At 70.1% G+C, this 22,828-nt stretch carries 20 protein-coding genes; 16 read left to right on the plus strand and 4 right to left on the minus strand.

Annotated elements, in window-relative coordinates:
* On the plus strand, positions 1-934 hold a 934-nt coding region (locus tag ACWD0Y_RS06940; RefSeq protein WP_450259390.1), incomplete at its 5' end, for a serine hydrolase domain-containing protein.
* Positions 935-1,063: 129 nt separating this feature from the next.
* Here the strand turns inward: ACWD0Y_RS06940 and ACWD0Y_RS06945 are convergent.
* From ACWD0Y_RS06945 to ACWD0Y_RS06955, 3 genes are all read right to left on the minus strand, one after another.
* Positions 1,064-1,489, minus strand: a complete 426-nt coding sequence (locus ACWD0Y_RS06945; protein ID WP_450259391.1) for a DUF6003 family protein — start codon at positions 1,487-1,489, stop codon at positions 1,064-1,066.
* Positions 1,490-1,595: 106 nt separating this feature from the next.
* Entirely contained in the window at positions 1,596-2,963 is a 1,368-nt protein-coding gene (locus ACWD0Y_RS06950; RefSeq protein WP_450259392.1) for a serine hydrolase domain-containing protein, read from the minus strand.
* Between the two features lie 146 nt (positions 2,964-3,109).
* Positions 3,110-4,090 carry a helix-turn-helix domain-containing protein gene (locus tag ACWD0Y_RS06955; protein ID WP_450259393.1) on the minus strand — a complete coding sequence of 327 codons (981 nt, stop codon included), beginning with the start codon at positions 4,088-4,090 and terminating at the stop codon, positions 3,110-3,112.
* Between the two features lie 126 nt (positions 4,091-4,216).
* Between ACWD0Y_RS06955 and ACWD0Y_RS06960 the strand changes: the two genes are divergently transcribed.
* Positions 4,217-5,083, plus strand: a complete 867-nt coding sequence (locus tag ACWD0Y_RS06960) for an NAD(P)-dependent oxidoreductase (RefSeq protein WP_450259394.1) — start codon at positions 4,217-4,219, stop codon at positions 5,081-5,083.
* A gap of 106 nt (positions 5,084-5,189) precedes the next feature.
* On the opposite strand, the gene ACWD0Y_RS06965 is transcribed toward ACWD0Y_RS06960, so the two are convergent.
* Complete coding sequence (locus tag ACWD0Y_RS06965) at positions 5,190-6,077, minus strand: C40 family peptidase (protein WP_450259395.1); 888 nt, start codon at positions 6,075-6,077, stop codon at positions 5,190-5,192.
* Positions 6,078-6,785: 708 nt separating this feature from the next.
* Between ACWD0Y_RS06965 and ACWD0Y_RS06970 the strand changes: the two genes are divergently transcribed.
* The 14 genes from ACWD0Y_RS06970 to nuoN are packed head-to-tail and all read left to right on the plus strand — an operon-like array spanning position 6,786 to position 22,817.
* The gene (locus tag ACWD0Y_RS06970) at positions 6,786-7,145 is read left to right on the plus strand and encodes an NADH-quinone oxidoreductase subunit A (RefSeq protein WP_073792966.1); all 360 of its coding nucleotides are present in this window, start codon (positions 6,786-6,788) and stop codon (positions 7,143-7,145) included.
* Between the two features lie 18 nt (positions 7,146-7,163).
* The gene (locus ACWD0Y_RS06975) at positions 7,164-7,718 is read left to right on the plus strand and encodes a NuoB/complex I 20 kDa subunit family protein (RefSeq protein ID WP_450259396.1); all 555 of its coding nucleotides are present in this window, start codon (positions 7,164-7,166) and stop codon (positions 7,716-7,718) included.
* On the plus strand, positions 7,715-8,437 hold the full coding sequence (locus ACWD0Y_RS06980) for an NADH-quinone oxidoreductase subunit C (RefSeq protein WP_450259397.1): 723 nt from the start codon (positions 7,715-7,717) through the stop codon (positions 8,435-8,437). The genes ACWD0Y_RS06975 and ACWD0Y_RS06980 overlap by 4 nt, the downstream gene beginning before the upstream one ends.
* Positions 8,434-9,759 (plus strand): NADH-quinone oxidoreductase subunit D, encoded by a 1,326-nt coding sequence (locus tag ACWD0Y_RS06985; RefSeq protein ID WP_093799620.1) that lies wholly within the window; start codon positions 8,434-8,436, stop codon positions 9,757-9,759. The genes ACWD0Y_RS06980 and ACWD0Y_RS06985 overlap by 4 nt, the downstream gene beginning before the upstream one ends.
* 35 nt (positions 9,760-9,794) lie before the next feature.
* The gene (gene nuoE, locus ACWD0Y_RS06990; RefSeq protein WP_450259398.1) at positions 9,795-10,616 is read left to right on the plus strand and encodes an NADH-quinone oxidoreductase subunit NuoE; all 822 of its coding nucleotides are present in this window, start codon (positions 9,795-9,797) and stop codon (positions 10,614-10,616) included.
* Positions 10,616-12,001 carry an NADH-quinone oxidoreductase subunit NuoF gene (nuoF, locus tag ACWD0Y_RS06995; protein WP_450259399.1) on the plus strand — a complete coding sequence of 462 codons (1,386 nt, stop codon included), beginning with the start codon at positions 10,616-10,618 and terminating at the stop codon, positions 11,999-12,001. Before nuoE ends, nuoF begins: the two co-directional genes overlap by 1 nt.
* Entirely contained in the window at positions 11,998-14,508 is a 2,511-nt protein-coding gene (locus tag ACWD0Y_RS07000; protein WP_450259400.1) for an NADH-quinone oxidoreductase subunit G, read from the plus strand. Before nuoF ends, ACWD0Y_RS07000 begins: the two co-directional genes overlap by 4 nt.
* 5 nt (positions 14,509-14,513) lie before the next feature.
* Positions 14,514-15,866 (plus strand): NADH-quinone oxidoreductase subunit NuoH, encoded by a 1,353-nt coding sequence (nuoH, locus tag ACWD0Y_RS07005; RefSeq protein ID WP_450259491.1) that lies wholly within the window; start codon positions 14,514-14,516, stop codon positions 15,864-15,866.
* The gene (gene nuoI, locus ACWD0Y_RS07010; RefSeq protein ID WP_450259401.1) at positions 15,859-16,476 is read left to right on the plus strand and encodes an NADH-quinone oxidoreductase subunit NuoI; all 618 of its coding nucleotides are present in this window, start codon (positions 15,859-15,861) and stop codon (positions 16,474-16,476) included. The genes nuoH and nuoI overlap by 8 nt, the downstream gene beginning before the upstream one ends.
* A complete protein-coding gene (locus ACWD0Y_RS07015) occupies positions 16,473-17,318 on the plus strand; it encodes an NADH-quinone oxidoreductase subunit J (RefSeq protein WP_093799615.1) in 846 nt (281 codons plus the stop codon). The genes nuoI and ACWD0Y_RS07015 overlap by 4 nt, the downstream gene beginning before the upstream one ends.
* Positions 17,315-17,614, plus strand: coding sequence for an NADH-quinone oxidoreductase subunit NuoK (nuoK, locus tag ACWD0Y_RS07020; protein ID WP_093799614.1), 300 nt, complete (start codon positions 17,315-17,317; stop codon positions 17,612-17,614). The genes ACWD0Y_RS07015 and nuoK overlap by 4 nt, the downstream gene beginning before the upstream one ends.
* Before the next feature lie 15 nt (positions 17,615-17,629).
* Complete coding sequence (gene nuoL / locus ACWD0Y_RS07025) at positions 17,630-19,582, plus strand: NADH-quinone oxidoreductase subunit L (protein ID WP_450259402.1); 1,953 nt, start codon at positions 17,630-17,632, stop codon at positions 19,580-19,582.
* A 5-nt stretch (positions 19,583-19,587) separates the two neighbouring features.
* Positions 19,588-21,165 carry an NADH-quinone oxidoreductase subunit M gene (locus tag ACWD0Y_RS07030; protein ID WP_450259403.1) on the plus strand — a complete coding sequence of 526 codons (1,578 nt, stop codon included), beginning with the start codon at positions 19,588-19,590 and terminating at the stop codon, positions 21,163-21,165.
* On the plus strand, positions 21,162-22,817 hold the full coding sequence (gene nuoN, locus ACWD0Y_RS07035; RefSeq protein ID WP_450259404.1) for an NADH-quinone oxidoreductase subunit NuoN: 1,656 nt from the start codon (positions 21,162-21,164) through the stop codon (positions 22,815-22,817). The genes ACWD0Y_RS07030 and nuoN overlap by 4 nt, the downstream gene beginning before the upstream one ends.
* The last annotated feature ends 11 nt before the right edge of the window (positions 22,818-22,828 follow it).

A 22,828-nucleotide genomic window follows, 5' to 3' on the forward strand; every position in this document is an offset into this window, starting at 1 on the left:
CAAGACCTTCACCGCGACCGTGGTGCTGCAACTGGTGGCCGAGGGCAAGATCGGGCTGGACGTCCCGGTGGCCGGCCACCTGCCCGAGTTCGGGCTGGACCCGAAGATCACGGTGCGGATGCTGTTGCAGCACACCAGCGGGGTGTTCAACTTCACCGGCGACTACGACGCCGACGGGACGTTCGTTCCGGGGATCCCCGCCACGATCGCGGGCCGGGAGTGGGTGGACAACCGGTTCAGGACCTACCGGCCGGAAGAGCTGGTACGGCTGGCGCTGTCCAAGCCGGCGCGGTTCGAGCCGGGGACGGACTGGAACTACTCCAACACCAACTACGTGCTGGCCAGGCTGCTGATCGAGAAGGTCACCGGCCGCTCGCTCGCCGAGGAGATGCGGCGGCTGATCCTGGGGCCGCTCGGGCTGTCGGACACCGTGGTGCCGGACGCAAGCCCGGAGATCCCCGAGCCGCACACCCACGCCTACTACCGGTACGAGGACGCCGGCCGGCAGGAGACGGTCGACGTCACCCGCCAGAACCCCTCCTGGATCTCCACCGGCGGAGACATGATCTCGACCACCCGGGACCTCCACACGTTCATCTCCGCGCTGATGGGCGGCAAGCTCCTGCCGGCCCCGCTGCTGGCCGAGATGTGCACGCCGCATCCCAAGGCCGGCTACGGCCTGGGGGTGTTCGTGCAGGAGACGGGCGAGAACGGCGGCACCGTCATCACCCACAACGGCGGCATGGCGGGCCACGCCGCGCTGATGTACAGCACGCCCGACGGCAGCAAGACCCTGACCGCCGCGCTGAACTATGTCGACGACGCCGCGCTGTCCATGGCGGTGGCGTTCCAGAAGGCGACGCAAGGGCTCGTCAAGGAAGTGTTCGGCGGCGGGCAGGACGGACCGGCCGACGCGGCCGGGCCGGCTCAGTAGTACGAAGCCGGGCGGCGTACTCCGAAACCGTGTCGGAGTACGCCGCCTCGTTCGTGTACGGGGCGGGCCCGGGGGACGGGCACGGCCGGCTGGACGGACGAGGTGCCGGTGCCGGTGCCGGTGCCGGGCTCAGGCTTCGGCGGCCGCCGCCAACGTGGTGGGGTCCACCCCGGTCAGTTCCACGATGCGGTGCGGCGGGACACCGGCCGCCAGGGCCTTGCCGAGCAACGCGTCCCGCCCGTCGGCGCAGTCGCGGAAAGCCAGGAGTTCCTCTTCGAGGCGGGCCGTCGCCTCCGGGGCACCGGCCCGCCGGACGCGTTCGAGCTCCTCCTCGCTGAGCGGGACCGGCAGCCGCTCGGCCCCCTCGGGGACGAAACCGTTCTCCTCGGGCGGCAGTACCCGCACGTGCTCCTGGTGTGCCGTGACGCCCTGGGCGTCGAACCACGCCTGCACGGCGGAGGTCTCCAGGCATTCGAGGTCACCGACGACGGACAACGCCACCCCCAGGTGCCTGGCCGAGGCGTCCGCGAGAAACAGGTAGGCGTCGTCCGTCATCTTCGAGTCCTTCGTGAGGGTGCTGAATCGGTCGGTTCCGTTCCTTTACCCCGGCACACGGAAGTCACCACCCGGCCGCACGGCACAGCACCCGGCCGGGGGGCCGTCAGCGCAACTGCTCGGGCGTGACCAGGGACCGGAGCGGGGGCAGGGAGCCGGGCGCCGGCTGGCGGAGGGACGTCGAGGGCTTGCCCGGCCCGCCGCTGAGGGCTCCGTCGACGTACGAGAACAGCGCCGCCCCTATCGGGTCCGGCTTCGGCTTGTTCTGCTCGTCGAACCGCTCGTACTTCATGAGGTTGTAGCCGACGGCGACCTGCCTGCGGCCGTTCTCGGTGGAGAGCGCCCAGGTCCCGGCCCCGAAGACACCGCCGTCGTGGCCCCAGTACCAGCCGCCGCTGGGCATGCGCAGGGTGTAGATGCCCAGGCCGTAGCGCATCGCGACGTCCTGGCCCGGATCGGGCTCGTAGGCCGGGACGGTGGTCTTCATGGCGCGCAGTTCGGCGGGGCCGAGCAGCTTGCCGCCCAGCAGTTGGCGGTAGAAGTCGTTGAGGTCCCGCATCGTCGAGACCATCGCTCCGGCCGTGCCCGCCCAGGACATGTCGTAGACGCTGTAGTCGCGGGCCGGCTCGATGTAGCCGTACATCGATTCGTACATCCTGGCGTGCGGCCCGGATATGCGGGGCGAGCTCGGGAAGTAGGTGTGCCGCAGCCCGGCCTTACGGATGACGTTGCGGGTGATGTACGTTTCCGGGTCCTCGCCCGTCACCTTCTGCAACAGCAGCCCGGCGATCACATAGTTGGTGTTCGCGTAGGAGTGCGTGCCGCGCTCGGCGACCGGCGGCGCCGCGAGCCCGAGGCGGACGAGCTGCTCCGGTCGCAGGCGGCGGAAGCGGTTCTCGTCGAGCTCCTTGCCCGGGTCCACGGTCAGGCCGGGGAAGGCGGGAAGTATGTAATCGGGGATGCCGCTGGTGTGGTTGAGCAGCATGCGCACCGTCACCTCGCGCCCCCGCTCGCCGGGTATCAGCTCGGGCAGGTAGCGCCCGATCGGCGCGTCGAGCCCGATGCGGCCCTGGCGGACCTGCTGGAGGACGGCCACCGCGGTGAAGGTCTTGGTGATGCTGCCGATCCGGTGCTCGAAGTCGGGGCGCATCCGGCGCTCGGTGTCCACGTCGGCCAGCCCGGCGGCTCCCCGCCACTGCGCGGAGCCGTCGCGGACCGCGGAATAGGCCCCGTACATACCGGCTTCGTGGAATGCCGCCAGCGAGCTCCGGAGGGCCGCCCGGTCAAGTCCGCGTCCGGGCCCGGCTAACGGCGCGGCGGACGAGCCGGACCCGGTGGCGGCGGGAGCGGTCGCCGCGGGCGCGGCCGCCTGCGCCGGCACGGCCCCGAGCGACAGGACGGCGGCCGTGGCCACCGCGGTCAGGCGGAGTCTCCGGCGCTCCGGGCGGGGGGCGTTGACGCGGGCGAGGGGCATGGTCACTCCTGTTTCGTCACTCGTGCACGGTGGGTGTTCGATTTCCCCATCCTCATCGCACCGCTGCGGCCCGCCCTCCGCCCGCAGCACGATCTTCTGCACAGGAACACATGACAAACGTCAGGCTTCGGACGGTGCCGGGGCGGTCACGGTGAGGTGCGCGCCGCCCTGAAGCTGCGCCGGTAGTCGCTGGGGGAGACCCCGACCCGGCGGGTGAAGTGATGGCGCAGGTTGGCCGCCGTGCCGAGGCCGCTCTCCTCGCCGATGCGGTCGACCGGCAGGTCGGTCGATTCGAGGAGCGACTGGGCGTGGGCCAGGCGGCGGCCCAGCAGCCACTGGAGCGGGGTGGTGCCGGTGGACGCCTGGAGGCGGCGGTAGAAGGTGCGCGGGCTCATGCGGGCGCGGCGGGCCATGTCGTCGACGGTGAGCGGCTCGTGCAGGCGGGCCGCAGCCCACTGGAGGGCCGGTCCGAGGTTGTCGTCGTCGGTCTCGGGGACGGGATGGTCGATGAACTGGGCCTGTCCGCCCGTGCGGTGGGCGGGGACGACCAGGCGGCGGGCCAGCTGGCCCGCGACCCGGGCCCCGAAGTCGCGGCGGACCAGGTGCAGGCAGAGATCGAGGCCGGCGGCGGCTCCGGCGCTGGTGAGGACGTTGCCGTCGTCGGTGTAGAGGACGGAGTCGTCGACCAGGACCTTCGGGTAGCGCTCGGCGAGTGCCGCCGTGTGCTGCCAGTGGGCGGTGGCGCGGCGGCCGTCGAGCAGTCCGGCCGCGGCGAGCGCGAACGCGCCGGTGCACAGGGACACCATGCGGGCCCCGGAGCCGGCGGCCGCGCGCAGCGCGTCGACGAGTTCGGGCGGCACGTCCTGTCCGTCCTCGACGCACGGGTCGGGGACCGAGGGCACGATCACGGTGTCCGCCCCGGCGAGCGCGTCGAGTCCGTGCGGGGTCGAGAGGGAGAAGCCGGTACGGGGGGCGCTCCTGCGCGTACCGCACAGGCGCAGGTCGTACCAGGGGTCGGCGAGATCGGGCTGCGGGACGCCGAAGACCGTGCAGGCGATCGACAGTTCGTGCAGCTCCCAGGGGGAGATGCCGGCGTCCTCGGTCACGGCTATGGCGACGGTGTGCATGCGGGCGAGCGTACGGCAGGAATTTTGCGGAGGGAGGCACTCCTGCCACTGTCGGCGGACGCCGGGCGCTGCGAGGGTTGATCTCACCAAGAAGCAATACACACTGCGCATTTGGGAGATACGACAATGAACCGGGAAAACGTCACGGTCCTCGGTCTGGGACAGATGGGGACGGCGCTCGCGGACGCTTTCCTCGCCGCCGGACACCCCACGGCCGTCTGGAACCGCACCCCGGCCAAGGCGGACCCGCTCGTCGCCCGGGGCGCCGTGCGCGCGGCGACGCCCGGCGACGCGGTGACGGCCGCCGGGGTCGTGGTGGTCTGCGTGCTCGACTACGACGCCGTACGGGAACTGCTGGAGCCGGTGGCCGGGTCGCTCGCGGGCCGTACGGTCGTCAACCTCACCACCGGCTCGCCCGAGCAGGCCAGGCAGACGGCGTCCTGGGCGGCCGGGCACGGCTTCGGCTACCTCGACGGCGCCGTCATGTCGACGCCGCCCGGGGTCGGCGACCCGGCGAGCATGTTCCTCTACAGCGGCTCACCCGCCGCCTTCGCCGCCCACCGGGACACCCTGGCCGCCCTGGGCGACCCCGTCGACCTCGGCGACGACCCCGGCGTCGCCTCGCTCTACGACCTGGCGCTGCTCGACCTGATGTGGACGACGCTGAGCGGCTGGCTGCACGCCACGGCCCTGGCCGGCGCCGACGGCGTGGCCGCGACGGCGTTCACCCCGGTCGCGATCCGCTGGCTGGGCGCGGTGACGGGCTTCATGGGGACGTACGCCGGGCAGGTGGACGCCGGTCACTACCCGGGCGACGACGCCACTCCGGCCATGCAGCGCGTGGCGATCGGGCACCTGGTCCACGCGGGGAGGGACCGGGGCATCGACGGGCGGCTGCCCGAGCTGTCGCAGGCGTTGATCGAGCGGGCCGTCGAGGAGGGGAACGGCGGGGACAGCTACGCGCGCCTCGTCGAGTTGTTCCGCAAGGGCTGAGCGACGCCGGACGACGGGTGGCCGGCGGCCGGACGCACGACGGAGGGCCGTCGTTCCCGGGCGCGGGAACGACGGCCCTCCGTCGTGGAGAAGATGCGGAGACCGCTCAGAGCACGCGGACCGCGCCGGTCGGCATGTCGTACGACAGGGGACGCTCGACCACGCCGGTACCGGAGTTCTGCGCGCCGACGAAGTTGCCGCCGCCCACGTAGATGCCCACGTGGTACGCGCTGCCCGCGCTGCCCCAGTAGAGGATGTCGCCCGGCTGGAGGTTGTCCAGGCCGACCTGGGTGCCCGCGGTCGACTGGGCCTGCGAGACGCGCGGCAGGTCGACGTTGATCGAGCGGAACGCGGCCTGGGTGAGGCCGGAGCAGTCCCAGGAGTTGGGGCCGGTGCCGCCGGAGACGTACGCGTCGCCGACCTGGGCGCGCGCGAAGGCGACCACGGCCGCCGCGCTGCCCGTGGCGGTGGAGGACGACGGGGCCGACGAGGACGAGGAGGAGTCGGAGGAACCGACGGAGACGCCGGAGTCACCGGCGGAGGCGCTGAGCGTCGTGCGCTCCGCGGTGCGCGAGGCGCGCTCCTGCTCGGCCTTCTCGGCGGCCGCTTCCTTGGCGGCTGCTTCCTCCGCGGCCTTCTTCTTGGCGGCCTCTTCGGCCTTCCGCTCGGCCTCGGCCTTGCGTTCGGCGTCCGCCTTGGCCTTCTTGGCGGTCTTCGCGGCCTTCTCGGCGGCGGCGTCCTGCTGGGCCTGGAGGTCGTAGGCGTGCGCGACCTGCTGGGTGGCCTCGGCGGAGACGGCGACGGTGGTCGCCAGGTCCGCGGTGATCGTGGGCATCTCGAGGGTCGCGGTCACCGGCTCGGCATTCGCCGGCCCGGCAGCACCGGCCACCGCGATGGTGCTGAGGACGCCACCGGCAACTCCGGCACGGAGCGCGACCTTGGAGGCGCTGCGGCGGGGTTTCCGGTGGCTGGGTATGTGAGCGGTGAGGGACATGGGACAACCGCTATCAGGGGTTCACGGTTCCCTTCAAGAAAGGTGGGGTGCGCCACAGTTGCGCCGCAGCGGCCCGAATCGGGCCCCGCCCGGGCTTTATTGACGCCGTAACGGGCAATACGGGCATGCGCGATCAAGCCTGTGATCATGGGCTTTCCGCAATACGTCCCAATTGCCGGGCGCTTACCATCCGTTCACACTGTTGGCCAAGCCCGCTTGTATGGAAGCCGGGCGGACGTGACGCAGGTCACAGGTTGGGCGCCCCTCGGGGCGCTGCCGGCGCTCGTGAACGCGCGCACGCGTCCACATTCGTACGCGAAGCTCCCCCGCCGGGGTGAGCGCGTCCTCTATCACCCGGTGCCGTCCATTGCGAATTTGCCTGAGCGCATCTCCCTTGATAGCGCAACACACCCCCGACCAGCGGTAACACCCTCACTTGTCACGGCTCGTGACCAGTCGTGTGCTTCGCGTATAAAGATCACCGCTCATCCGACTTCATGATCCTTCGTCGGGTGTTGGAGATCACAAAGACGTTGTCGTACCCCGTGTCGCAGATCACAGACCGGCAGGCATAGGATGCGAAGCAGCCGGGTTTGTGAACTGCCTCACATGTACGTGATCTTCGCGTGGCGAAGATCGCGGAGGCGGCGGAAAACGCAAGCTCCGGTGCGGTCCAACGGTCAAGGACGACTGGAAGGAGCGAGGAGCGTGAATGCCTACGCGCCCATCCTCGTGCTCGGCGCCCTCGGGGCAGGGTTTGCGATCTTTTCCGTGGTCATGGCCACGCTTATCGGCCCAAAGCGCTACAACAGGGCAAAGCTTGAAGCGTACGAGTGCGGCATCGAGCCGACACCCACGCCCGCCGGAGGCGGCCGCTTCCCGATCAAGTACTACCTGACGGCGATGCTCTTCATCATCTTCGACATCGAGATCGTCTTCCTCTATCCCTGGGCCGTCTCCTTCGACGCCCTGGGGCTTTTCGGGCTCGTCGAGATGCTGCTCTTCGTGCTCACCGTCTTCGTTGCCTACGCGTACGTATGGCGGCGCGGCGGCCTGGAATGGGACTGAGGGGCTGAGGGGTCACCAATGGGACTCGAAGAGAAGCTGCCCAGCGGCTTTCTGCTGACCACCGTCGAACAGGCCGCGGGCTGGGTGCGGAAATCCTCCGTCTTCCCCGCGACCTTCGGCCTCGCCTGCTGCGCCATCGAGATGATGACGACGGGCGCGGGCCGTTACGACCTGGCCCGCTTCGGCATGGAGGTGTTCCGCGGCTCGCCGCGCCAGGCCGACCTGATGATCGTGGCGGGCCGGGTCAGCCAGAAGATGGCGCCGGTGCTGCGGCAGGTCTACGACCAGATGCCGAACCCCAAGTGGGTCATTTCCATGGGAGTTTGCGCCTCTTCAGGCGGAATGTTCAACAACTACGCAATTGTGCAGGGTGTTGATCATATTGTTCCCGTCGACATCTACCTGCCCGGTTGCCCGCCCCGCCCCGAGATGCTGATCGACTCGATTCTGAAGCTGCACCAGAAGATTCAGAACTCCAAGCTCGGGGTGAACCAGGAAGAAGCGGCCCGCGAGGCGGAGGAAGCGGCCCTCAAGGCGCTCCCCACCATTGAGATGAAGGGGCTGCTGCGGTGAGCGAGCAGAACAACGGCGTCCCCGGGAACAGCGGCCTCCCCGCCCAGCGCGAGGACACCGCCGAGGTCATCGGCGTACGCAGGGGCATGTTCGGCGCCAAGAACGGCGGTGACACGAGCGGCTACGGCGGCCTCGTGCGCCTCGTCACGCTGCCCGGCGCCAGCCCGCGGCCGTACGGCGGGTGGTTCGACGAGGTCGCGGACGAGCTCGAAGGCGCCCTGGAGGAGCAGGACCTCCTCCCGGACAACGCCATCGAGAAGACCGTCGTCGACCGGGACGAGATCACCTTCCACATCGCCCGCGAACACCTGGTGCAGGTGGCGAAGACGCTGCGTGACGACCCGGCCCTGCGCTTCGAGCTCTGCACGGGCGTCAGCGGTGTCCACTACCTGGAGGACAAGGGCCGCGAGCTGCACGCCGTCTACCACCTGCGCTCGCTCACCCACGGCCGGCTGATCCGCCTCGAAGTGAGCGCGCCGGACAGTGATCCGCACGTTCCCTCGCTGGTCTCGGTCTACCCGACCAACGACTGGCACGAGCGCGAGACGTACGACTTCTTCGGCCTCGTCTTCGACGGGCACCCCGCCCTCACCCGGATCATGATGCCGGACGACTGGCAGGGCTTCCCGCAGCGCAAGGACTACTCGCTCGGCGGCATCCCCGTCGAGTACAAGGGCGCCCAGATCCCGGCTCCGGACCAGCGGAGGTCGTACTCGTGACTACCCCACCCGCGTCAGCGCGCGAGACCACCGAAGGTCCCGTCTACACCGTCACCGGCGGCGACTGGGACGAGGTCGTCCAGGCCGCGACCAAGGCCGACGACGAGCGCATCGTCGTCAACATGGGCCCGCAGCACCCGTCGACGCACGGCGTGCTCCGGCTCATCCTCGAAATCGACGGCGAGACGGTCACCGAGGCCCGCTGCGGCATCGGTTACCTGCACACCGGCATCGAGAAGAGCGCCGAGTACCGCAACTGGACGCAGGGCACGACCCTCGTCACGCGCATGGACTACCTGACGCCGTTCTTCAACGAGGCGGCGTACTGCCTGGGCGTCGAGAAGCTGCTCGGCATCGAGGAGCAGATCCCGGACCGGGCCAGTGTCATCCGTGTGATGCTGATGGAGCTCAACCGGCTCTCCTCGCACCTGGTGTGCATCGCCACCGGCGGCATGGAGCTGGGCGCGACCACGATCATGATCTACGGGTTCCGTGATCGTGAACTGATTCTCGATGCCTTCGAGCTGATCACCGGCCTGCGCATGAACCACGCGTTCATCCGCCCCGGCGGCCTGGCCCAGGACCTGCCCCCGGGCGCGATGGACCAGCTGCGCGAGCTCGTGAAGACCATGAAGAAGAACCTGCCGGAGTACGACAAGCTCGCCACCGGCAACCCGATCTTCAAGGCCCGCATGCAGGACGTCGGATACCTCGACCTCACCGGCTGCATGGCGCTCGGCGTGACCGGACCGGTCCTGCGCTCGGCCGGCCTGCCGCACGACGTGCGCAAGACCGACCCCTACTGCGGTTACGAGACGTACGACTTCGAGGTGCCGACCGCCGACACCTGCGACTCCTACGGCCGCTTCCTGATCCGGCTCGAAGAGATGCGGCAGTCACTGCGGATCGTCGAGCAGTGCCTGGACCGCCTCCGGGAGCCGGGCGACGTGATGGTCGCCGACAAGAAGATCGCCTGGCCCGCGCAGCTCGCGCTCGGACCGGACGGCCTCGGCAACTCGCTCGACCACATCAAGAAGATCATGGGCACCTCCATGGAGGCCCTGATCCACCACTTCAAGCTGGTGACCGAGGGCTTCCGGGTCCCGGCCGGACAGACGTACGTCACCGTCGAGTCGCCCAGGGGCGAGCTGGGCGTGCACGTCGTGTCCGACGGCGGCACCCGCCCCTACCGGGTCCACTTCCGCGACCCGTCCTTCACCAACCTGCAGGCCATGGCGGCGATGTGCGAGGGCGGCCAGGTCGCCGACGTCATCGTCGCCGTCGCGTCCATCGACCCCGTGATGGGAGGCGTCGACCGGTGACAGCCACACCAGCAAATCAAGAGGTGTCTTTGGGGATGCCGCAGCTCCCCGCTCCCGACTACCCGGCCGACGTGCGTGCCCGGCTCGACGCGGACGCCAGGGAGGTGATCGCCCGCTACCCCGACAGCAGGTCCGCCCTGCTGCCGCTGCTGCACCTCGTGCAGTCGGAGGAGGGACACGTCACCCGCACCGGCGTCCGCTTCTGCGCCGAGACGCTGGGCCTGACCACCGCCGAGGTCACCGCCGTCTCCACCTTCTACTCGATGTACCGGCGCAAGCCGAGCGGCGACTACCAGGTGGGCGTCTGCACCAACACGCTGTGCGCGGTGATGGGCGGCGACGCCATCTTCGACGAACTCAAGCAGCACCTCGGCGTCGGCAACAACGAGACGACCGAGGACGGCAAGGTCACCCTCGAACACATCGAGTGCAACGCGGCCTGCGACTTCGCGCCCGTGGTGATGGTCAACTGGGAGTTCTTCGACGACCAGACGCCCGAATCCGCCAAGCGGCTCGTCGACGACCTGCGGGCCGGGCGGCCCGTCCGGCCCACCCGCGGCGCACCCCTGTGCACGTACAAGGAGACCGCCCGCATCCTGGCCGGCTTCCCCGACCAGCGCCCCGGCGCCGTCGAGGCCACGGGCGGCGCCGGACCCGCCTCGCTCATCGGCCTCAGGCTCGCCAAGGGCGAGGCACCGCAGCACCGTGTGGTCCACCCGCGCGGGGAGGCCCGGCAGGACGGGCCGCCGCACGATCCTTCGCCGTCCGAGCACCTCAGCTCGCACGACGCTCCGCAGCAGACCTCGGCGTCCGACCCCGCTCACCCGGCCGGACCGGAAGCCGAGGAGGGGGAGTGATGACCTTGTCCACCCAATACGGGGGCGCCTCCCGGCCGGAGACCGGGGGAGAGACCAGCCCGGAGAAGCTGCTCTCGCCCGTCCTGTCGGCGTTCTGGGACGAGCCCGAGTCCTGGACCCTGGACACCTACCGGCGACACGAGGGGTACGAGGGCCTGCGCAAGGCCCTCGCCATGTCGCCGGACGACCTCATCGCGTACGTCAAGGACTCCGGTCTGCGCGGCCGCGGCGGGGCCGGCTTCCCCACCGGCATGAAGTGGCAGTTCATCCCGCAGGGCGACGGCAAGCCGCACTATCTCGTCGTCAACGCCGACGAGTCGGAGCCCGGGACCTGCAAGGACATCCCGCTCCTCTTCGCGAACCCGCACTCCCTCATCGAGGGCATCGTGATCGCCTGCTACGCGATCCGGTCGAACCACGCGTTCATCTACCTGCGCGGCGAGGTCGTCCCCGTACTGCGCAGGCTGCACGAGGCCGTACGCGAGGCGTACGCGGCGGGCTACCTCGGCGAGAACATCCTGGGCAGCGGCCTCGACCTCGAACTCACCGTGCACGCGGGCGCGGGCGCGTACATCTGCGGTGAGGAGACCGCGCTGCTCGACTCGCTCGAAGGCCGGCGCGGCCAGCCCCGGCTCCGTCCCCCCTTCCCCGCCGTCGCGGGTCTTTACGCGTGCCCCACCGTGGTGAACAACGTCGAGTCCATCGCGTCCGTTCCCGCGATCCTCAACAAGGGCAAGGACTGGTTCCGTTCGATGGGCAGCGAGAAGTCCCCGGGCTTCACGCTGTACTCGCTGAGCGGCCACGTCACCAGCCCCGGCCAGTACGAGGCCCCGCTCGGCATCACGCTGCGCCAGCTGCTCGACATGAGCGGCGGCATCCGCGCCGGTCACCGGCTGAAGTTCTGGACGCCCGGCGGCTCGTCGACGCCGATGTTCACCGACGAGCACCTCGACGTCCCGCTCGACTACGAGGGCGTGGGCGCCGCCGGTTCGATGCTCGGCACCAAGGCGCTCCAGTGCTTCGACGAGACGACGTGCGTGGTGCGGGCGGTGACCCGCTGGACCGAGTTCTACGCCCACGAGTCCTGCGGCAAGTGCACGCCCTGCCGTGAGGGGACGTACTGGCTCGTGCAGTTGCTGCGCGACATCGAGGCCGGCAAGGGCAGCATGAGCGACCTCGACAAGCTGAACGACATCGCCGACAACATCAACGGCAAGTCCTTCTGCGCCCTCGGTGACGGCGCCGCGTCCCCGATCTTCTCCTCGCTCAAGTACTTCCGCGAGGAGTACGAGCAGCACATCACCGGCAGGGGCTGTCCCTTCGACCCGGCCAAGTCGACCGTATGGGCCGACAAGCCCGCCCACCCCACGGAGGTGAACGCATGACCGTCACGACAAGTGCTCCCTCCGGAGGCGGCGAGGCGGCGGTCCCGCCCGAAGACCTGATCTCGCTGACCATCGACGGCATCCCGGTCTCCGTCCCCAAGGGGACGCTGGTCATCCGTGCCGCCGAGCTGCTCGGCATCGAGATCCCGCGCTTCTGCGACCACCCGGCGCTCGACCCGGCCGGCGCCTGCCGCCAGTGCATCGTCGAGGTCGAGGGCCAGCGCAAGCCCATGGCGTCGTGCACGATCACCTGCACCGACGGCATGGTCGTCAAGTCCCAGCTCACCTCGCCGGTCGCCGACAAGGCGCAGCGCGGTGTGATGGAACTGCTGCTGATCAACCACCCGCTGGACTGCCCGGTCTGCGACAAGGGCGGCGAGTGCCCGCTCCAGAACCAGGCCATGTCCCACGGCGACCCGGACTCCCGCTTCGACAAGAAGAAGCGGACGTACGAGAAGCCCGTCCCCATCTCCACCCAGGTGCTGCTCGACCGCGAGCGGTGCGTGCTGTGCGCGCGCTGCACCCGCTTCTCCAACCAGATCGCGGGCGACCCGATGATCGAGCTGATCGAGCGCGGCGCGCTCCAGCAGGTCGGCACCGGTGAGGGCGACCCCTTCCAGTCGTACTTCTCCGGGAACACCATCCAGATCTGCCCGGTGGGCGCGCTGACCTCGGCGGCGTACCGCTTCCGCTCACGCCCCTTCGACCTCGTGTCGTCGCCGTCCGTCTGCGAGCACTGCGCGGGCGGCTGCGCGACCCGCACCGACCACCGGCGCGGCAAGGTCATGCGGCGTCTGGCGGCCGACGACCCCGAGGTCAACGAGGAGTGGATCTGCGACAAGGGGCGCTTCGGCTTCCGTTACGCCCAGCGTCCCGACCGGCTCACCACTCCGCTCGTACGGAGCGAAGCGGGCGTACTGGAGCCGGCGAGCTGGCCCGAGGCGCTCGAAGCGGCGGCCCGGGGGCTCTCGGCGGCGCGCGGACGGGCCGGGGTCCTGACCGGCGGCCGGCTCACCGTCGAAGACGCGTACGCGTACGCCAAGTTCGCCCGCGTCGCCCTCGACACCAACGACATCGACTTCCGCGCGCGCGTGCACAGCAGCGAGGAGGCCGACTTCCTGGCGTCCCGGGTCGCCGGGCGCGGACGTGATCTCGACGGCACGGGGACGACGTACACGGCGCTGGAGAAGGCGCCCGCCGTCCTGCTCGTCGGCATCGAGTCCGAGGAGGAGGCGCCCGGCGTCTTCCTGCGGCTGCGCAAGGCCCACCGCAAGCACGGCCAGCGCACCTTCGCCGTCGCCACGCACGCCACCCGCGGCCTGACGAAGGCGGGCGGCACGCTGCTCCCCGCCGCCCCCGGCACCGAACCCGAGTGGCTCGACGCGATCACGGACCGCACCGAACTCGGCACCGACGGGAACGCGGCCGCCGAGGCGCTGCGCGGCGAAGGCGCCGTGATCGTCGTCGGCGAGCGGCTGGCCGCCGTGCCCGGTGCGTACACCGCCGCCGTACGGGCCGCCACCGCGACCGGCGCGTCCCTGGTGTGGATCCCGCGCCGGGCGGGCGAGCGCGGCGCCGTCGAGGCGGGCGCGCTGCCCTCGCTGCTGCCCGGCGGACGCCCGGCCACCGACCCGCGCGCGCGGGACGAGGTGGCGTCCCTCTGGGGTGTGGCCGAACTGCCGGGCCGTTACGGGCGCGACACCGGCCAGATCCTCGAAGCCGTGGCCACCGGTGAACTGGCCGCCCTGCTCGTCGGCGGCGTCGAGGTCGCGGACCTCCCCGACCCGCCGCGCGCGCGTGAAGCTCTCGACCGGGCCGGTTTCGTCGTCTCCCTGGAGCTGCGGCCCAGCGAGGTGACGGACCGGGCGGACGTCGTCCTTCCGGTGGCCGCCGTCGCCGAGAAGCCCGGCACCTTCCTCAACTGGGAGGGCAGGGCCCGGATGTTCGAGGCCGCGCTCAAGCCCGACCAGATGACGCGCACGCTCGCCCCCGCCGACGCGCGCGTGCTGCACATGCTGGCCGACGCTCTGGACGTGCACTTCGCGCTGCCGGATGTCCGTGCCGTACGCCGCGAACTGGACCGCCTCGGCGCCTGGGGCGGAGCCCACGCCACCGACCCGGCCGAGTCCGCCGCCCCGCTGCCGCACCCCGGCGCCGGCGAGGCCGTGCTGGCGGGCCACCGGCTGCTGCTCGACCAGGGCCGTCTCCAGGACGGCGACGAAGCCCTCGCGGGCACCCGCCACGCGGCCGTCGCCCGGCTCTCCGCGGCGACCGCGGCCGGCACGGGCGTCAAGGACGGCGACCTGCTCGCCGTCACGGGCCCCGCCGGAACGGTCCGCCTGCCGCTCCAGGTCACGCCGATGCCGGACCGCGTGGTGTGGCTGCCGCTGAACTCGGTGGGCGGCGGAGTCGCCTCCGACACCGGCGCGGTGCCCGGACAGGTCGTCCGCATCGGCCCGGCGGCCACCGTCACCACCGCCACCGACGCACCGGAGGTGATCGCGTGAACCCGATGTTCCTCGCGGCCGAGGACCTGTCCATGTTCGGCCGCGACCCGTGGTGGCTCGTCGCCGTCAAGGCGGTCTTCTGCTTCGCCTTCCTGATGATCACCGTGCTCTTCTCCATCGTGTGGGAGCGCAAGGTCGTCGCCTGGATGCAGCTGCGCATCGGCCCCAACCGGCACGGCCCCTGGGGTCTCCTCCAGTCCCTCGCGGACGGCGTCAAGCTGATGCTCAAGGAGGACGTGATCGTCAAGCGCGCGGACAAGGTGGTCTACGTCCTCGCTCCGGTCGTCGCGGCGATCCCGGCCTTCATGGCCATCGCGGTCATCCCGTTCGGCCCGGCCGGCAACGAGGTCTCGATCTTCGGGCAGCGCACCACGATGCAGCTGACCGACCTGCCGATCGCGATGCTCTACATCCTCGCGGTCGCCTCCGTCGGCATCTACGGCATCGTGCTCGCGGGCTGGTCGTCCGGATCGACGTACCCGCTCCTCGGCGGCCTGCGCTCCTGCGCGCAGATGATCTCGTACGAGATCGCCATGGGCGCGGCCTTCGCCTCGGTCTTCCTCTACTCGGGGTCGATGTCGACCTCGGCGATCGTCGAGGCGCAGGAGGACCGCTGGTTCATCATCCTGCTGCCGGTGTCCTTCATCATCTACGTCGTCACGATGGTGGGGGAGACGAACCGCGCCCCGTTCGACATGCCGGAGTCCGAGGGCGACCTGGTCGGCGGCTTCAACACCGAGTACTCGTCGATCAAGTTCGCGCTGTTCATGCTGGCCGAGTACGTCAACATGGTCACCGTCTCGGCGGTCTCGGTCACCCTGTTCCTGGGCGGCTGGCGGGCCCCGTACCCGATCAGCACCTTCTGGGAGGGCGCCAACCACGGCTGGTGGCCGCTGCTCTGGTTCGTCGTCAAGGTCCAGCTGCTGCTGTTCTTCTTCATCTGGCTGCGCGGCACGCTCCCACGCGTGCGCTACGACCAGCTGATGAAGCTGGGCTGGAAGGTCCTGATCCCGGTCTCGGTGGTCTGGCTGATGCTGGTCGCCACGGTGCGCGCGATGCGCAACGAGAACATGGAATTCCAGAACATCGTGCTCTACGTCGCCGGAGCGATCGTCGCGATCCTGCTCCTCTCCTTCGTCGCCGACATCTTCCGCGACAAGAAGGAGAAGGAGGCGGCGGCGCGGGACGCGGCAGAGCCGGCCGCCTTCGACCCGATGGCGGGCGGCTTCCCGGTACCTCCGCTGCCGGGGCAGGAGCTGCCGCCGGTGCCCCGCAGGCGGCCGCGCCACGAGCGCGAGCTGATTGTCAGTGGTGGGCCGGACACTACAAGTGACGGAAAGGAGGCCGACGGTGTCTGATTTCCAGAATCCTGTGGCCGGCTTCGGCGTGACCTTCAAGGCCATGTTCAAGAAGCGGCTGACCGAGCAGTACCCGGAGCAGCAGAAGACGACAGCGCCGCGCTTCCACGGGCGGCACCAGCTCAACCGCCATCCGGACGGCCTGGAGAAGTGCGTCGGGTGCGAGCTGTGCGCCTGGGCCTGCCCGGCCGACGCGATCTATGTCGAGGGCGCGGACAACACGGACGAGGAGCGTTACTCCCCGGGTGAGCGGTACGGCCGCGTCTACCAGATCAACTACGCCCGCTGCATCCTGTGCGGCCTGTGCATCGAGGCGTGCCCCACCCGCGCGCTGACGATGACCAACGAGTTCGAACTGGCCGACAGCAGTCGCGAGTCGCTGATCTACACCAAGGAGCAGCTGCTCGCCGGTCTGGACGAAGGCATGGTCGAGGCACCGCACTCGGTCTTCCCCGGCATGGACGAGCAGGACTACTACCGGGGCCTGGTCACCGAGGCCGCGCCGGGCACGGAGCGGCAGGTGGCGCTGAGCAGGGGCGAGCGGCCGCAGGAAGCCGCGTCGACCTTCGGCGAGGACGAGCCGATGTCGAAGAAGGTGATCGGGGGATGAACACGCTTGCCGCCTCGGCCACTTCGACCGGCGAGGCCGTGCAGTTCTGGGTGCTGGGCACGATCGCCGTCGTCGGGGCCCTGTGCACCATCCTGATGAAGAAGGCGGTGCACAGCGCGCTGTGCCTGGCCGGGACCATGATCATCCTGGCCGTCTTCTACCTCGCCAACGGCGCGTACTTCCTCGGCGTCGTCCAGATCGTCGTCTACACCGGCGCGATCATGATGCTGTTCCTCTTCGTGGTCATGCTGGTCGGCGTCACGGCCGCGGACTCCCTGAAGGAGACGATCAAGGGCCAGCGCTGGCTGGCCGCGGGGTGCGGCCTCGGCTTCGGCGTCCTGCTGATCGCCGGCATCGGGCAGGCCTCGCTGTCCACCTTCAACGGGCTCGGCAGGGCCAACGCCGCCTCCGGCGGCAACGTCGAGGGCCTCGCGGAGCTCATCTTCACCAAGTACGTCTTCGCCTTCGAGCTCACCGGTGCCCTGCTCATCACGGCGACCGTCGGCGCGATGGTGCTCACGCACCGTGAGCGCACCGAGCGCGCGAAGACACAGCGGGAGATGTCCGAGGAGCGCGTACGCGGCAAGCACCTGCCGCCGCTGCCCGCCCCCGGTGTGTACGCCCGGCACAACGCGGTCGACATCGCCGGCCTGCTGCCGGACGGCACGCCGTCCGAGCTCACGGTCAACAAGACGCTGCGCGGGCGCGGTCAGATCCGCGACGTGTCGAGCGAGGCGATGGCCGACCTGAAGGCGCTGGAGCAGCGCGCCGCGGAGCGGCTCGGCCGCGAGTCCGGCCATGAGTCCGGGCGCGGCCAGGACGAATCGGAGGTCGCGAAGTGAACCCGGTCAACTACCTGTATCTCGCGGCGCTGCTGTTCACCATCGGCGCGGCGGGTGTGCTGATCCGGCGGAACGCGATCGTCGTCTTCATGTGCATCGAGCTGATGCTCAATGCCTGCAACCTCGCGTTCGTCGCCTTCTCCCGGATGCACGGCAATCTCGACGGCCAGATCGTCGCGTTCTTCACGATGGTCGTCGCCGCCGCCGAGGTCGTGGTGGGTCTCGCGATCATCGTGTCGCTGTTCCGGTCCCGCCACTCGGCCTCGGTCGACGACGCCGGCCTGATGAAGCTGTAAGGGGTCGCAAGAATCGTGGAGAACTTGATTGCGCTGCTCGTCGCAGCGCCTTTGCTCGGAGCGGCGGTCCTGCTGTGCGGCGGCCGGCGGCTCGACCGCGCGGGCCACTGGATCGGCACGCTGCTCGCGGCGGCCTCGTTCGTGGTCGGCGTGGTGCTGTTCGGCGCGATGCTGGGGTACGACGCCGAGGCGCGGACGATGCGCCAGCACCTGTTCAGCTGGGTTCCCGTCGGGGACTTCCGGGCGGACGTAGCCTTCCAGCTCGACCAGCTGTCGATGACGTTCGTGCTGCTGATCACCGGTGTGGGCACGCTGATCCACATCTACTCGATCGGCTACATGGAGCACGACGAGCGCCGGCGCCGCTTCTTCGGCTACCTGAACCTCTTCCTCGCGGCGATGCTCCTGCTGGTCGTCGCCGACAACTACCTGCTGCTGTACGTCGGGTGGGAGGGCGTCGGCCTGGCGTCGTTCCTGCTCATCGGCTTCTGGCAGCACAAGCCCAGCGCGGCGACGGCGGCCAAGAAGGCGTTCATCGTCAACCGCGTCGGCGACATGGGCCTGTCCATCGCGATCATGCTGATGTTCACCACCTTCGGGACCTTCGCCTTCGGGCCGGTCCTGGAGGCGTCCGCGAACGGGGACACCGGCGAGGGCAAGCTCACGGCCATCGGGCTGATGCTGCTGCTGGCCGCGTGCGGCAAGTCGGCGCAGGTGCCGCTCCAGTCGTGGCTCGGTGACGCGATGGAGGGTCCGACCCCGGTCTCGGCCCTCATCCACGCCGCCACCATGGTGACCGCGGGCGTCTATCTCATCACCCGCTCCGGCGCGGTCTTCAACGCCGCCCCCGACGCGCAGCTGGCCGTCGTGACGGTCGGCGCGGTCACGCTCCTCTTCGGTGCGATCGTCGGTTGCGCGAAGGACGACATCAAGAAGGCGCTGGCCGGTTCGACGATGTCGCAGATCGGCTACATGATCCTGGCGGCGGGCCTCGGCCCGATCGGCTACGTCTTCGCGATCATGCACCTGGTGACGCACGGCTTCTTCAAGGCGGGCCTCTTCCTCGGCGCCGGATCGGTCATGCACGGCATGAACGACGAGGTCGACATGAGGAAGTACGGCGGCCTGCGGAAGTACATGCCGGTGACGTTCGTGACGTTCGGTCTCGGCTATCTCGCGATCATCGGTTTCCCGGGACTGTCCGGCTTCTTCTCGAAGGACAAGATCATCGAGGCGGCGTTCGCCTCCGGCGGCGCGCAGGGCTGGATCCTCGGCACCGTGACCCTGCTGGGCGCGGGCATCACGGCGTACTACATGACGCGCGTGATGCTGATGACGTTCTTCGGCGAGGAGCGGTGGCGCAACACGGCGACCGCCTCCCCGGCGGAGCCGGACGTCGAGCCCGCCGCGCAGACGCACGGCGCCCATGGGGAGCCGCACCCGCACGAGTCGCCCCGGTCGATGACGGTCCCGATGATCGTGCTCGCCTTCGGGTCGGTGTTCGCGGGCGGGTTCTTCAGCATCGGCGACCGGTTCGCGCACTGGCTGGAGCCGGTGACGCAGTTCGAGCACCCGCACCCGCCGATCAGCGTGCCGCTGATCACCGCGATGACGGTCGCCGTCCTGCTGATCGGCGTCGCGGCCGCGTACGCCCAGTACGGCCGGGGGCCCGTCCCGGTCGTCGCCCCGCGCGGCTCGCTGCTGACCCGCGCCGCCCGGCGCGATCTCCTCCAGGACGACTTCAACCACGTCGTCCTGGTCCGCGGCGGCGAGCACCTCACCCGCTCCCTGGTCTACGTCGACCACACCCTGGTCGACGGGGTGGTCAACGGTACGGCGGCCTCGGTCGGCGGGCTCTCCGGCCGGCTGCGCAAGCTGCAGAACGGCTACGCCCGCTCGTACGCGGTCTCGATGTTCGGCGGTACGGCGATCCTCATTGCCGCGACCCTGCTGATGAGGGCGGTCTGATCACGATGTCCTTTCCCCTTCTGACGGTCACGGCGGCGCTCCCGGCCGTCGGCGCGGTCCTGACCGCCGCCGTCCCGGCCGCCCGCCGCACCGCCGCCAAGTGGCTGGCGCTGCTCTTCTCGCTCGCCACGCTGGTCCTGGCCGCCCTGGTGGCCGTCCGCTTCGATCCCTCCGGCGACCGCTACCAGCTCACCGAGTCCCACGCCTGGATCCCGGACTTCGGAGTCAGGTACGAGCTGGGCGTGGACGGCATCGGCGTCGCGCTGATCGCGCTGACCGCCCTGCTGATCCCGTTCGTGATCCTGGCCGGCTGGAACGACGCCGAGCCCCTGGAGACGAAGTCCTCGCGGTGGCGGCCGACCCAGGGCTTCTTCGCCCTGATCCTGATGGTCGAGGCGATGGTGATCATCTCCTTCGAGGCCACCGACGTCTTCCTCTTCTACATCTTCTTCGAAGCCATGCTCATCCCGATGTACTTCCTCATCGGCGGCTTCGGGGACCGGGCGCACGCGGGCACCGACGGGGCGGCGGCGGCCCAGCGCTCGTACGCCGCCGTCAAGTTCCTCCTCTACAACCTGGCCGGCGGGCTCATCATGCTGGCCGCCGTCATCGGGCTGTACGTGGTCGCCGGGTCCTTCTCGCTCGCGGAGATCGCCGAGGCGCGCGCGAGCGGCGAGCTGGAGATGGCGGCCAGTACGGAGCGGCTGCTGTTCCTCGGCTTCTTCTTCGCGTTCGCGGTGAAGGCGCCGCTGTGGCCGCTGCACACCTGGCTGCCCAACGCCATGGGAGAGGCGACCGCCCCGGTCGCCGTGCTGATCACCGCGGTCGTCGACAAGGTCGGCACCTTCGCGATGCTGCGCTTCTGCCTCCAGCTCTTCCCCAACGCCAGCGAGTGGGCGACGCCCGCCATCCTCGTGCTGGCGCTGATCAGCATCATCTACGGCGCGCTGGTCGCCGTCGGCCAGCGCGACATCAAGCGCCTGATCGCGTACGCGTCGATCTCGCACTTCGGCTTCATCATCCTGGGCATCTTCGTGATGACGTCCCAGGGCCAGTCGGGCGCGACGCTCTACATGGTCAACCACGGAATCTCGACCGCCGCGCTGATGCTGGTGGCCGGGTTCCTGATCTCGCGGCGCGGCTCGCGGCTCATCGCCGACTACGGCGGGGTGCAGAAGGTGGCCCCGGTGCTCGCGGGCACCTTCCTGGTCGGCGGTCTCGCGACGCTGTCCATGCCGGGGCTGGCACCCTTCGTCAGTGAATTCCTGGTGCTGGTCGGCACGTTCGCGGCGTATCCGGTGGCCGGCGTCATCGCGACCCTGGGCATCGTCCTCGCCGCTCTCTACACCCTGGTCCTCTACCAGCGGACGATGACGGGCCCGGTCAAGGCCGAGGTGCGGGCCATGCCCGACCTCAAGGCCCGTGAGCTGGTGGTCGTCGCCCCGCTGATCGCGCTGCTGCTGCTCCTCGGCGTCTTCCCCAAGCCGCTGACGGACATCGTCAACCCGGCCGTGCAGCACACCATGAACGACGTCCGCAAGACGGACCCCACCCCCGAGATTGAAGCGGAGGCGGCCAAGTGAGCGCATCAGCTGTCCACGGTCTGTGGACGACGGTCGCGGCACCCGCCGCCGAGGGCGGCTTCACGGCCCCGCACATCGAGTACGCGCAGCTGTCGCCGACGCTCATCGTCGTCGGCGCGGCGGTGCTCGGCGTACTCGCCGAGGCCTTCGTGCCGCGCAAGGCCCGGTACTACGCGCAGCTGTTCCTGTCGGTCGTCGCCCTCGCCGCCGCCTTCGCGGCGGTCGTGGCGCTCGCGGCCGGCGGATACGGCACCACGAAGGCGCAGATCGCGGCGGAGGGCGCCATCGCGGTCGACGGTCCGGCGCTCTTCCTCCAGGGCACGATCCTGCTGGCCTCGCTGGTCGCCGTGTTCACCTTCGCCGAGCGCAGGCTCGATCCGGACGCGCACGGCAACCGCGTCGACTCGTTCGCGGCCCAGGCCGCGTCCGTACCCGGCAGTGACAGTGAGAAGGCCGCGGTCAAGGCCGGATTCACCACGACCGAGGTCTTCCCGCTCGCGCTCTTCGCGATCGCCGGGATGCTCGTCTTCCCGGCGGCCAACGACCTGCTGACGCTGTTCGTGGCGCTGGAGGTCTTCTCGCTCCCCCTGTACCTGCTGTGCGCCGTCGCCCGCCGCAAGCGGCTGATGTCGCAGGAGGCCGCGGTGAAGTACTTCCTCCTCGGCTCCTTCTCGTCGGCGTTCCTGCTCTTCGGCATCGCGCTGATGTACGGGTACGCGGGCTCGGTCTCGTACGCGAGGATCGCGAGCGTCGTCGACGGCACGGTCCGGCAGATCGACCCGGCGCTCGCCGCCACCATGGGCAACGACGCGCTGCTGCTCATCGGCGCCGCGATGATCCTGATGGGCCTGCTCTTCAAGGTCGGAGCGGTGCCGTTCCACATGTGGACCCCGGACGTCTACCAGGGCGCTCCGACCCCGGTCACCGGTTTCATGGCGGCGGCGACCAAGGTGGCGGCCTTCGGCGCGCTGCTGCGGCTGCTGTACGTCGTGCTGCCGGGCCTGCGCTGGGACTGGCGCCCGGTGATGTGGGGCATCGCGATCGTCACCATGCTGGGCGGCGCGATCGTCGCGGTCACCCAGACCGACATCAAGCGCCTCCTGGCGTACTCGTCGATCGCGCACGCCGGGTTCATCCTGGCCGGTGTGATCGCGACCACGGGAGAGGGCGTCTCGGCCGTCCTCTTCTACCTGCTGGCGTACTCCTTCACGACGATCGGCGCCTTCGCCGTGGTCACGCTGGTGCGCGACGCGGGCGGCGAGGCGACGCACCTGTCGAAATGGGCGGGGCTGGGGCGGCGCTCGCCCCTGGTGGCCGCCGTCTTCGCGGTGTTCCTGCTGGCCTTCGCCGGTATCCCGCTGACGTCGGGCTTCTCGGGGAAGTTCGCGGTCTTCAAGGCGGCGGCCGAGGGCGGCGCCGGGGTGCTGGTCGTGGTCGGTGTGGTCTCGTCGGCGATCGCCGCGTTCTTCTACATCCGGGTGATCGTCCTGATGTTCTTCAGCGAGCCGAAGGCGGACGGCCCGACGGTCGCCGTGCCGTCGCCGCTGACGATGGTGGCGATCGGGACGGGCGTCGCGGTGACGCTGGTGCTCGGTCTCGCGCCGCAGTACTTCCTGGACCTGGCCGGCCAGGCGGGGGTCTTCGTCCGCTGACCGTGTGCCGT

The sequence above is a fragment of the Streptomyces altiplanensis genome (genome assembly GCF_053591575.1).